Raw genomic sequence first — 12,504 nt, forward strand, 5'->3', positions numbered from 1 at the left:
CCCACGTGTTACTCACCCGTCCGCCGCTAATCCACTCCCGAAGGAGCTTCATCGCTCGACTTGCATGTGTTAAGCACGCCGCCAGCGTTCGTCCTGAGCCAGGATCAAACTCTTAATTTAAAAGTTTGTATTGACTCTTCTTATTACGAAATTACTTTTTTAGCTGCTCTCGCAGCTCAAAAGAATTGCTGGTTTATTCTAAATAAGTTGTACTTATATCTTCCTCTGTTTAATTTTCAAGGATCATTTTGCTGTCTTACTTCGACAGCTTTTATAGTATATCATCTATTTCTTACTTTGTCAACATCTTTTTTTCAAAACTTAATTTTGAATTGCATGAGACATTACAATTGATATTCTCAAATTAATGTCTTCGCTTGATGACGACAGTTGCTATTCTAACACATTACATATATACATAATTCAAAAATATCACCATTATATAAAATTATCTTATAATACATACACTATGATACTTATTCCTTAAATATTCTTATACTGACACACTAGGTTATGTTGTTTTTTTAATATAAACAGAGTTCTTTGCGTCAGATGGAGTTTTGACTCCACCTGATGCTTAGAAATCGTTATCCAGGGACATAGCTGCTCTTTACTCCCACTTGGAGAAAAGCAGATATCCCAAATCTTTGATTTGGTGATAGTCACTTTCACAGAGTGCGTGTGAGTATTAGAGCAGGTAGTCATCGGATAACAAAATAACCAGAGCTCTTGGTATCAGATACCTAATGCTTATTAACAGTTTTCTTAATTTCTTTAGCACTTAGAGTACGTTATCCTTTATGGAAAATCATTATCCAAATATGTAGCCAATCTAATGCTCCCACCTAAAGAAGAATGGGAGCCATCAAATAAAGTTATCATTTTTTGTCATTCAAAACTTTCAACATTCTTTAAAAAGCAATCGGCCATATCGCACTGGCAATAAAATTGAAAGTTTTCTAGAGATTTTTGCAAAGAATATAAAGTATAACTCACCATATCTTTCTTTGCATTTTCACCCATATGTCCTATTCTTACTACTCTACCTTGTAAATATCCAAAAGATCCTGCTATTAAAACATTGAAATTATCTACCATATATTTTCTAAGCTTAGATTCATCTATTCCTTCTGGGACTTCAATAGCTGTAACTGTATTTGAATATCCATTTTCATTATAAAGGCTTAATCCTGCCTCTTTAACTGCTATCCTAACACTTTTACCTATTTGCCTATGTCTTTTCAAAATATCTTTATCTTTTAAAATATTATCTACTGCTGCTTTAAGCCCAACTATATCACTTATAGGAGGCGTATATGGAAACCACTTGTCTTCATAATAATTTTGCCAAACTAATAAGTTGCAATAAAAAGACTTTATTGGTTTCCTTCTGTTTTTCATAGCTTCAAAAGCGTCCTGGCTTATACTTAGTATTGTAAGTCCTGGAGGTGCAGAAATACACTTTTGTGATCCACCCACAACTATATCTATATTCCAATTATCTACTTCTAACTTTTCTCCTCCCATAGCAGATACACTATCTACTACAGTTAATATTCCTTTTTCTTTAAGCATAGGACATATTTTTGATATGTTATTTAACATTCCTGAAGGGGTATCGCAATGGACGACTGTAGCATACTTAAAGTCACTATCCTTATCTAAAAATTTCTTTAGTTCATCTACATCTATTTCCCTTTTTCTATTTCCTTTAAAAAACACTACTTCTCCGTCATAAAGTTTTACAAAATCAGCAAACCCTTCACCATATATACCATTATCAATTACAAGTACTCTATCTCCTTCTTCTGTAAGAGAAGCACAAGCTGCTTCAAGACCAAGTATTCCTTCCCCACTTAATATTCTAACCTGATTTTTAGTATTTAAAAATTTAGCTATATCCTCACAGGTATCTTTATAAAAATCATAAAATTTAATATCTAAATCAGGATTTGTACATCTTTCACTTCTGGCAAACCTAACATTATCTCTAACCTCTGTAGGCCCAGGCGTCATTATATATGGAGTTTCCATAAAAATCACCTCTTAAACAATTTTAGTTAGAATTATATCATCGACTATATGCTTTTCAAAATGTATGCATACAATTTGAAAATGCACACATTATATCAATAATTTAACCTATACTTAATTGAAAATGCATTTAAAAGCTCTTTATATGCTAAAATATAATTGACGTTGATAGTTTAAAGGAGGGACTTCTTTTATGAATGCTAAAGAAGAGCTTATAGAAAAAATCAAAAAAATATGTGATGAATATGATGCAACGCCTACTGGCGGATACATTTTTGGTGATGGACCTATTCCTTGTAATATATTATTCATAGGTGAAGCCCCAGGCAAAACTGAGGTAGAACAAGGTAAACCTTTTGTGGGAATGGCAGGAAAGACCTTTGAAAGTTATCTAAACTCCATAGGTTTACAAAGAGAGAATATTAGAATAACTAACACTTGCTTTTTAAGACCTATAAAAATAAACCAAGGGAAAAGTGGGAGAAAAACTGTAAGTAACAGACCTCCTAAAACTTCTGAAATTGAACTATTTAAAGATATACTAAATAGAGAAATTGAACTAGTTTCCCCTAAAATAATTGTAACTTTAGGAAATACTCCTTTAAAAAGATTTACTAAATTTAACTCTATAGGTGAATGCCACGGTAAAGTCTATTTTAATGAAGATTTGAAAAAGGATATATTCCCTATGTATCATCCATCTGCATTAACTTATAATAGAAATGAGTCTTTCAAGCTTATGTATGAAAATGACTGGGAAAAATTAAAGAATACTCTAAGTAGTATTTAAAGTTTCCTTTTACTAATATATATTGTAAAAACTCTATAAAAAATAGCTTTTATGATGATTTATCATAGAAGCTATTTTTTATAAAGGGCGTATCTTTATAAGATAGATTCTTTTTACTATATTATTTCCTTAAGGTTTTCTAGTTGCTTTAATACTTTTATAGTATCTTCTATATCATTTATTGATACCATTTCAGATGTGGAATACTTGTATCTACATGGTACTGCGATTTCTCCGGTTCTTATTCCAATTCTCTCTTTATGTACTAATTCCCCTTCAGATTTACCTGTACTTATACTGTATTGTAGATTTATTTCGGATCTCTTAGCACAATTTTCTAACATCTCTTTTATATCTTTATGCATTATAAGTGAACTATCCATAATTTTAATTACTGGCCCTTCATCTATATTTATATTGTTTTTTCTTTCTTCTGCATTTGTGGCATTTTCAGTACCAACTATTATACAATAATCAGGGTTTATATTATTTGCAGCAATTCTAGCACCTATTCCTCCTATTTCACCTTGAGATGCAAATACAAAATCAAGTTCTGCATTTTCTACTTTTACATATTCTATAAGCTTTAAAAGTATATAGCATCCTACCTTGTTATGTAAAAGTGGGCTTATAACATTATTGTCACCTACACTTAAATATGGTCCTACAAGAGATGCCATGTCCCCTTCATTTACCTTTTTTAAAGCATCTTCCTTTTCATTCACGCCTATATCTACAAATTCGCCTTCATGAGAAGTATATATTTTTCCTAAAGTTCCATTATCAAACCTTATAAAACTATGGGATATATCTTCCTTTTTAAAATTTCCTATGTTGTCCACTCTTATCATGCCATCATCATCTATATGATTTACTATAAACCCTACAGAATCCATATGAGTACACAGCATTATTTTAGTTGTACCTGAACCTAATTTTACTATTACATTACCTATATCATCTTCATACATATCTTGATTCATTTCATTTAAACGTTCCTTTATTACTTCCCTCACTTCATCTTCTTTACCACTAACTCCAAAAGAATTGATTAATTTTATTAGAAGTTTATCCATAAAAATTTCACCCCTCAATATTTTAAATTATCATCTATAAATCTGACAAATAACTTTTTACCAAAGTTAAAGCACTTTCATAATCCATCAAGCTGCACATTGAAATATTATAATCCATATGTTTGCATGGTATTAATACCGCTGCTGTCTTGCAGTTATTAATAGGTAAACGGACTGGTTTAAGTTTACTTGTATCCTTAGTACTTATGCTCTTTTTATAAGCAATTCCCATATTATCTGCCTTATTTCTAATAGACTTTACAATGTCTCTATTAAATATAGACTCTTCAATATTAAAAGGTATCACGGGTCCTCCTGTAAGTTCATTTGTTTTTAAATATTCCGGTACACCTTCACCATCAGTACTATTTATAGTATCTAAATCTATCATTATATCAGGCTTAACATTGTAAGCTGCAGTATAAATTCCTCTTTTATCTATATTTCCCTGGACATAAAACACTCCATACAAATTACACTCATATTTTTCCTTTAATAATTCTAAAAGTATGGAACACCCTATTCTATTATCTAAAGCCTTGCCTTTTACTAAATTGTCTCCAAAATCAGAAAAACTATTGTCAAATACTACAAAATCTCCAAGTGAAACAGTCTTCTTACACTCATCTTTATTTGAGGCTCCAATATCTATACACATATCATCATATGATATATTTTTATCCCTTTCACTTTTATCCTGAAGATGTATTGGTTTTATGCCTATAACACCATGTACTTTTTTGTTTCCAATTAAAACAGTTTTACAAGGAAGTACTCCTTTTTCCATTTTACCTAAAGTTGAAAACTTTAGGGTTCCATCATCATTATAAGCTGTAATTATAAGACCTCTCTCATCCATATGAGAAGCTATCATTATTTTAGGTGATGAATTATCATTACCATTGCTATGGACTATAACGTTTCCCATTCTGTCTACAGTTACATTATCAGTAAAAGTGTACAACTCCTCTTTTATTACATTTCTAATTTCTTCTTCGTAACCAGAAGGTCCTATACAGTTAGATAGCTTTTCTAAAAGCAAAATAATCCCTCCAATTCATCCTCTTTTAACTCTTGAATAAACCTAGCCAAAAGTCTTCCTGTGTTTTTGATATCTTTCAAATTTACCACTTCTACAGAAGTATGCATATACTTTATAGGAATAGATATAAGAAGTGTAGGTATTCCCCCTTCTGCAGTTTGAATATCCCAAGCATCAGTTCCAGTGTTTCCCGGCTCAACTTCAATTTGGTATGGAATGTTATATTTATCTGCAGTTTGTATTATCCTATTTTTAATTTTAGTATGTATATTAGGGCCTATACATATAACTGGCCCTGCTCCCAACTTATTTTCCCTATCGCTATCCCCTAAAGTTCCACCATCAAAAGTAACATCAAGTGCTATACCTATATCAGGTTTAACTTCGTAACTTGCCATTTTGGCTCCTCTATGTCCTACTTCCTCCTGACATGAACATACAAAATAAACATTTAAATCTGGATTTACATTTTTAAGTTCTTCCGCACAAATGTACATAGCAAAAATGCTAGCTCTGTTATCTATTGACTTACAACTTACATTGTCATTTAAAAGCTCTACCATGTTTCTATCTAAAGTAATATAATCTCCTACTTTAATTAAACTTCTTAACTTTTCTATACAAAAGCCAGTTTCTATATATAGGTTTTCCATACTAACTTTATTTTTTTGTTTACCACTATAATCATATTTTAACCCCACAACTCCAGATACATTTTCTTTTCCATGAATGATAACTTCTTGAGCAACAAGGCTTTTGGCATCTATTCCTAATCCTTTAAATTTTATAAAACCTTCTTTTGTTATTTCTTTTACCATTAAAAAAATTTCATCTGCATGAGACATTATCATTAATTTGCTAGAGGTTTTTCCCTCTTTATGTATATACATATTATTGAGCTTACTTATAGTTATATCTCCAAATTGGTTAAAATTATCTTCTATAATCGAATACAACCAGTCTTCTCTGCCACTTGGTGCATGAGTTTCGCATATTTCTTTGAATAAATCTAAGTCCTCCATTTTTACCTCCAATCAAATACACTGATAATTTAATTACACATTAGTTATCATATATTCTGCAGCTAACTTTATAACCTATCATAATCCAATTATAGCATACATATAAACAGAGTTCTTGGCATCAGATGGAGTTTTGACTCCACCTGATGCTTAGAAATCGTTATCCAGGGACGTACCTGCTCTTTACTCCCACTTGGAGAAAATCAGTTATCCCAAATCTTTGATTTGGTGATAGTCGCTTTCACAGAGTGCGTGGGAGTATTAGAGCAGGTAGTCATCGGATAAATAAAAGTTTTCACTTAGAAACTTTACGTAAAATTTCTAGGTGAAAACTTATTTTTATTCACTATATCTTATTCTATCTATAATTGATTCCTTTTTTAATTTATTTTCAATTAAATAAGTTATGAGTATTGTTATTATAGAAAACGCTAAAATCAATACCAAAATTGAACCTAATGGTAATTTATATTCTGCATAATCTGCTCCGGACCTTTTAAACAACTTAAAACACAGGTATCCCAAAGATGTTCCAAAAATTACAGACATTAAAGAGCTTCCAAGAGAATAATATATTCCTTCAATTTGAAGCATCTTACGAAGCTCTCTATCTGAAAGTCCAACAGCTTGAAGCATGCCATACTCTTTTTTTCTAGTAAGTATACTTGTAATCATGGTATTTATAAGATTTAAAATTCCAATAAGGGCTATAATGCCAATAAAACTCATTGCAATAATTTGTATCCCCATATACTGACTTTCAATTTCTTTTTTATAATCTGTATTGGAATCGTAGAATATTCTATTGTCTTTTTGTGAAATCGACTTAATTTTGCTTTTTATAGATTCAAATTTGATGCTGTCAATATCTATATAAATTCCTGATAATTTATTATCAGCAGCTGTTGATAATTTATCTTTAAATTCACCCCTTGTAAACACATCTTCATGGGTTATAAGGTCATATCCATCTATTTTCCATCCAAAACTTCCTATATTCTTACTGACTATACCTGCCACAGTAAATTGTTTTTTTATACTTTCTGCTGGCTTACCATTTTTATCTGCTACTATTGATAAATTTATTTTATCTCCAACTTTATATTTGCAAATTCTGTTATCATTTTTATCATAATTAGTTGCAACTAAAACCTCATCTTTACTTTTCAATTCCTCAGAAGATACTTTTCCCGTTATCAAATATTTTTTAAATTTACCTAAAAGATAATCATCATATCCATATAATCCATAGCTTAAATTGTCTACAGATATATTCCCAGCAAATTTTTCAGTACTAACATTTTTAACGCCTTTAATATTTTTTATATTATTTATCATCTTATCATTTAAAGGATTCCCCTCTGTTTCTGTGCTCGTTAATGAAAATTCATATCTAAAATCTTGTTTTGTGAGATTATCTATATTCATACTTTTAAGTATAGTGCAAATTACAATAAATAAAATCCCACTCATAGTCAGAGAAATCATGGTCATAATTGTTCTCTTTTTATTTCTCCAAAGATTTAAATGTGCAATTTTAGATATAGATATTTTCTTAATTGAATTTCTTTCTTTTTTCTTTGAATTTATTTCTACACCGCTGTATCTCATTGATTCTACTGGAGATATTCTCGAAGAAAGCTTTTCTGGTTTTCTAAGAGAAATTACAACTGCTAGTAAACTTATAAGTGCCGAAATAATTATAATATATGGTGAGGATTTTATTTCTATGGAATACTTTGAAATCAATAGTTGCCTTACTATATAATATATTACATGTGCAAATATAATCCCTATTGGAATTGCTATAATTGATAAAGTAAATCCTTCTTTAAATATAACTTTTCTAATTTGCTTTTTAGTCGCACCAATTGCAGAAAGAAGTCCAAATTGTTTTATTCTTTCAATAACAGATACATAAAATATATTATAGATAACCACCATAGTTGCAATTATTATAATTAAAGTTATAACAAGAAATGATATTAGTAATGATGGATCTCCTCCTACTGCACTTATATACAGTGAATTTGTCTTTATATTTTCATCCTTTAAACCAATACTATGTCCAATATCAGAAACAGTGCTCATAATATTTCTATGATTTTTAACTCTTACATAACATGCCATCTTTATTTTAGATGAATCTCGAGTTGCAAGTTTTTTGGATACTACACCTATGACATCGTTTTGTTGCTTACGCATTTTATTATCACTTAATATTCCGCTTAAAATAAAATCCATACTTTTATTGTTTTCATCTTTAATGTGAATGCTTTCTCCTATTTTAGATTTTACTTTCAATTTGTCAAGTACCCATGATTCTAGTGCTATTTCATTTGATTTTTGAGGCAAATTTCCTTGTTTTAATTTCATATTCGTCATATCTGCACCTGCATAATCTGTATAAAACAACTCCATTTCAGAATCACTTAAATCTTTATTTTTTATAGTTTTAAATGGAATGCATTCACCTAATTTTTCAATTTTTCTATTGTTATTTAACATTTCAATTTGTTTATTATTTACATTAACATACTCTCCATGATAATTTCCCATTTGTTCTTCAGCTGAATTTATTATAGAACTTTGTATGCTGTAAAACATTATTCCTGCTGCAGTTATAAGACAAGTAGCTAATGCTATAGTAAGGATGATCAGTATATTCTTGGTTTTAGAAAACTTCAAATTCTTCTTAGCAAGATTGGATATATAGTTCATACTTACTCCCTCCCCTGCACTACTTTTCCGTCTTCAATTCTAATCACTCTATCACCCATTTGTGCAATTTTATCATCATGAGTTATCATAATTAAAGTTTGATGATATTTTTTTACTGACATTTTTAAGAGGGTCATAACTTCTTGTGCAGTTTTAGAATCAAGATTTCCTGTAGGTTCGTCTGCAAGTATTATAGATGGTTTCGTTGCAAGAGCTCTACATATAGCTGTTCTCTGCTGCTGTCCACCTGACAGAGCATTAGGCAGTGAATTTTTCTTATTATATATATTCAAAGTCTCCATAAGTTCTTTAATATAATTTTCATCCACATCTTTACCATCAAGTCCTATTGGGAGTGTTATGTTTTCCCACACGTTTAAGACAGGTATAAGATTGTATGCTTGAAAAACAAAACCTATATTTCTTCTTCTAAATATGGCAATCTTATCATCCTTCATTGAAAATATATTCTGTCCCACAATATAAACTTCCCCTGATGTTGGTCTATCAAGCCCTCCAACCATGTGAAGCAGCGTACTCTTACCTGAACCTGATGTACCAATTATTACAACAAACTCTCCTTCATCTACAAAAAAACTTACATCATCAACTGCTTTAACTAAATTTTCATCTTTCCCATAATATTTTTTTAGAGATTTTACCTCTAGTACTTTCATATAACATTACCTCTCTTCAATATTTAATTATTATAATTAGAGGATAACATGTTAATATTACAATTCACTTTCAACATTACTTACATTTTTGTAAGAAAAGACTAAACTTACTTCCTTCCCCTAGTTTTGAATCAACCATTATACTTCCACCTTGCTCTTCTAGTATCTTTCTTGTAAGATATAAGCCTACTCCAGAACCTTCAGATTCTTGAACTATTTTACAATTTCCTCTAAAGAATCGTTTAAAAATCTTGTTGAAATCTTCACCTGGTATTCCTATACCTGTATCTTCTATATCAATTCTTATAAAAAAATTCATATCAGTCATACTTACATTTATTTTTCCATTACTATCTGTATACTTTATGGCATTTTCCAGTACATTAACTATTGCTTCTTTAGTCCATCTCACATCATGGGAAATAGAAAATTCATATACATTTTCAGCATTTATCTCTATATTTTTTTGCAGAGCTTTTGAATAAACTCCTTCTATAGCTTTATGTATTGTATCCTTTATAGACCTTTTTTCTTTTTTTAGCTCAATCATACCAACTTCAAGCCTGGACAACTTTATAAGCGAACCTGTAAGCCACTCAAGTTTTAAAACCTCTTCTTTTATTGTATTTAAAAATTCTCTTTTTTCATTTTTACTTATACTTTCATCTTCTATTAAAATTGAATTAAAGAGTTTAATTGAGGATAGGGGAGTTTTTATTTGATGTGAAATATCTGTAACAAGTGACTTTATATTTTCTTTTTCCCTATATAATTTTTCGATATTTAAATTAAGTATTCTGCTTAAATCACAGAGTTTAGAATATATCTTAGGCAAAACTCCTTCATCAAAGCTGTTCATATCCGTCAAGAGTTTTCCATTTACTGCCTCGTCAACACTATTTAATATATATTCAAGCCTTTTCATAATATATAAACTACAGCTTCTGAAAATCCACATTGATTCAATTAAGATTAATATAAACAATATAAAATTAATTTTTATCATATTATATACATTTTTATTAAACGCATCATCATTCCATGCTGTAACTTCATCATCATAACCATATTTTTTAGCAATACTTTTTCCATATTCCAAATTTTTAGCATCATACTTTTTAAACAGCACAGTTTTTACAATTTCATTTTCATTTTCAGGATTTAATCTTGTAAGTGTTCCAACTAATTGAAGTGTGGCATTTATATTTTGCTTATACACTTGTTCAGTTATATAGTAATTTACAAAACAAGTTATCACCGAAATACTTAATATAGTAATAATCATTACATTAAATACTCTCTTTAATAATGGATTTTCTTTTAAATATTCAATCATATCTTTACACATCCTTCTGTCCATATATATCCCATTCCCCTAATATTCTTTATATATTTAGGCTTTGAAGGATTATCCTCTATTTTTTCTCTAAGTCTTCTTATATTTACTGCTATGGTATTTTCATCTACAAATGTGTTATCTATGTCCCATAATTTATTTAAGAGCTGACCTTTGGTTATGATTTGTCCTGCATTATCCATTAAATACTTTAAAAGTTTTATCTCAGTCCTACTTAGAAATAATTTCTCTTCATTTTTTAACACTTTCATATCCGTTATAGAAAAAACTATATCTCCAGATACGATTTTTTTGCTTTGATTTTTATTAGAATTTCTTCGAAGGAGGGCATTTATTTTAGACATTAATACCATAAGACTAAATGGCTTGGCTATATAATCGTCTGCTCCCATATCAAGTCCTGTTACAATATCGATTTCTTGATCACAAGCCGTTAAGAATATAATAAGTAAATCATTCTTTTTTCTAATTTCCCCACAGAAATCAAATCCATTTCCATCAGGCAACCCTACATCAAGGAGCATAAGGTCAATGCTATTTTCTGCTAATATTATTTTTGCTTCGTCAATAGTTCTTGATGAAAAAACCTTGTATCCTTCTTTATTCAATTTAAAGCTAATTCCCCTATTTAATGATTTATCATCTTCTACCAATAAAATACTTTTCATTATACCTAATCCCCTATTTTCTAATTATAAATATGTAAATATATTAATATTTTATCACAGTAAAATTGATATACTAACACAAATTAGATATACTAATACTATAATTTAAATATAAGGAGGTACTCATGTCAGATTTACCAAGTCACGTTACTAAAAAAATGATACTTTATTTTGGAAATGATATAAAAAGAATAAATCATGCTTTAAAAGTATATGGTTTCAGCAAAACTATAGGCCAATTAGAAGGATTAAACAATAATGAAATGCTTATACTTGAATTAGCTTCCATACTTCATGATATAGGGATTAAAGAAAGTGAAAGGAAGTATAATAGTTCAGCTGGAAATTATCAAGAAATTGAAGGTCCTCCTGTAGCTAAAGAACTGCTTAAAGAAATAGATCTAGATGATACAATAATTGAAAGAGTATGTTTTTTAATAGGTAATCACCATAGTTACAATAAAATTGATAAAATAGACCTACAGATATTGATTGAAAGTGATTTTTTAGTAAATGCATATGAGGATAATATTAAAATATCTGATATAGAATACATGAAAAGTAAATATTTTAAAACTTCTACGGGAAAAGAACTGCTTAATTCAATTTATGTTAAATAATTAAGGCCATATTTTATGGCTTTTTTCCATATAAAAAAATATATAAAAAAAGAAGTACATTCAAGTACTTCTTTTGGTGGCTCACCGGGGAATCGAACCCCGGACAACATGATTAAAAGTCATGTGCTCTACCAACTGAGCTAGTGAACCTTATTACCTGGCAGCGACCTATTCTCCCACAGGGCCTCCCCTGCAGTACCATCGGCACTGTGAAGCTTAACCTTCCTGTTCGGTATGGAAAGGGGTGTTACCTTCACGTCATTACCACCAGATTATTATCGAAAATTGCTATTTCTATCAATTTTCTTTTCTATTATCTTTTAAGAGTTCAAATTACTCTGTCCTCTCAAAATTGCACAGTAAATTTTTTTCTTTCGTTTTTATTTGGTCAAGCCCTCGACCTATTAGTATCAGTCAGCTTAACAAGTTGCCCTGCTTACACCTCTGACCTATCTCCTCGTGTTCTTCGAGGGGTCTTACTAGCTTACGCTATGGGA

Annotated in this window: 10 protein-coding genes, 1 tRNA gene and 3 rRNA genes; 2 read left to right on the top strand and 12 right to left on the bottom strand. The window is 30.0% G+C overall.

Annotated elements, in window-relative coordinates; all coding sequences use genetic code 11:
- Together CLRAG_RS15000 and CLRAG_RS15005 are read right to left on the bottom strand one after the other, a co-directional pair.
- Window positions 1–120: ribosomal RNA gene (locus tag CLRAG_RS15000) — 16S ribosomal RNA — on the bottom strand; the annotation flags it as partial.
- Between the two features lie 768 nt (window positions 121–888).
- A complete protein-coding gene (locus CLRAG_RS15005) occupies window positions 889–2,034 on the bottom strand; it encodes a pyridoxal-phosphate-dependent aminotransferase family protein (RefSeq protein WP_065079154.1) in 1,146 nt (381 codons plus the stop codon).
- Window positions 2,035–2,227: 193 nt separating this feature from the next.
- On the opposite strand from CLRAG_RS15005, the gene CLRAG_RS15010 reads away from it, so the two are divergent.
- Window positions 2,228–2,824, top strand: a complete 597-nt coding sequence (locus tag CLRAG_RS15010) for a uracil-DNA glycosylase (RefSeq protein ID WP_065079155.1) — start codon at window positions 2,228–2,230, stop codon at window positions 2,822–2,824.
- 116 nt (window positions 2,825–2,940) lie between these two features.
- On the opposite strand, the gene CLRAG_RS15015 is transcribed toward CLRAG_RS15010, so the two are convergent.
- From CLRAG_RS15015 to CLRAG_RS15045, 7 genes are all read right to left on the bottom strand, one after another.
- A complete protein-coding gene (locus tag CLRAG_RS15015) occupies window positions 2,941–3,900 on the bottom strand; it encodes a hydrolase (protein WP_065079156.1) in 960 nt (319 codons plus the stop codon).
- Window positions 3,901–3,934: 34 nt separating this feature from the next.
- A complete protein-coding gene (locus CLRAG_RS15020) occupies window positions 3,935–4,942 on the bottom strand; it encodes a zinc-binding metallopeptidase family protein (RefSeq protein ID WP_065079157.1) in 1,008 nt (335 codons plus the stop codon).
- Window positions 4,933–5,964, bottom strand: a complete 1,032-nt coding sequence (locus CLRAG_RS15025) for a zinc-binding metallopeptidase family protein (protein WP_065079158.1) — start codon at window positions 5,962–5,964, stop codon at window positions 4,933–4,935. Before CLRAG_RS15025 ends, CLRAG_RS15020 begins: the two co-directional genes overlap by 10 nt.
- A gap of 339 nt (window positions 5,965–6,303) precedes the next feature.
- Window positions 6,304–8,685, bottom strand: coding sequence for an ABC transporter permease (locus CLRAG_RS15030; protein WP_065079159.1), 2,382 nt, complete (start codon window positions 8,683–8,685; stop codon window positions 6,304–6,306).
- Between the two features lie 2 nt (window positions 8,686–8,687).
- On the bottom strand, window positions 8,688–9,362 hold the full coding sequence (locus CLRAG_RS15035; RefSeq protein WP_065079160.1) for an ABC transporter ATP-binding protein: 675 nt from the start codon (window positions 9,360–9,362) through the stop codon (window positions 8,688–8,690).
- Window positions 9,363–9,438: 76 nt separating this feature from the next.
- Window positions 9,439–10,698, bottom strand: a complete 1,260-nt coding sequence (locus CLRAG_RS15040; RefSeq protein WP_065079163.1) for a sensor histidine kinase — start codon at window positions 10,696–10,698, stop codon at window positions 9,439–9,441.
- Window positions 10,695–11,387 carry a response regulator transcription factor gene (locus tag CLRAG_RS15045; protein WP_065079161.1) on the bottom strand — a complete coding sequence of 231 codons (693 nt, stop codon included), beginning with the start codon at window positions 11,385–11,387 and terminating at the stop codon, window positions 10,695–10,697. Before CLRAG_RS15045 ends, CLRAG_RS15040 begins: the two co-directional genes overlap by 4 nt.
- Before the next feature lie 125 nt (window positions 11,388–11,512).
- Between CLRAG_RS15045 and CLRAG_RS15050 the strand changes: the two genes are divergently transcribed.
- Window positions 11,513–12,007, top strand: a complete 495-nt coding sequence (locus tag CLRAG_RS15050; protein ID WP_065079162.1) for an HD domain-containing protein — start codon at window positions 11,513–11,515, stop codon at window positions 12,005–12,007.
- A 74-nt stretch (window positions 12,008–12,081) separates the two neighbouring features.
- On the opposite strand, the gene CLRAG_RS15055 is transcribed toward CLRAG_RS15050, so the two are convergent.
- From CLRAG_RS15055 to CLRAG_RS15065, 3 genes are all read right to left on the bottom strand, one after another.
- Window positions 12,082–12,157 (bottom strand) — tRNA-Lys (locus tag CLRAG_RS15055).
- A 5-nt stretch (window positions 12,158–12,162) separates the two neighbouring features.
- Window positions 12,163–12,279 (bottom strand): 5S ribosomal RNA (gene rrf / locus CLRAG_RS15060).
- A 112-nt stretch (window positions 12,280–12,391) separates the two neighbouring features.
- A 23S ribosomal RNA gene (locus CLRAG_RS15065) occupies window positions 12,392–12,504 on the bottom strand; the annotation flags it as partial.

The sequence above is a fragment of the Clostridium ragsdalei P11 genome (assembly GCF_001675165.1).
Lineage (GTDB): Bacteria > Bacillota > Clostridia > Clostridiales > Clostridiaceae > Clostridium_B > Clostridium_B ragsdalei.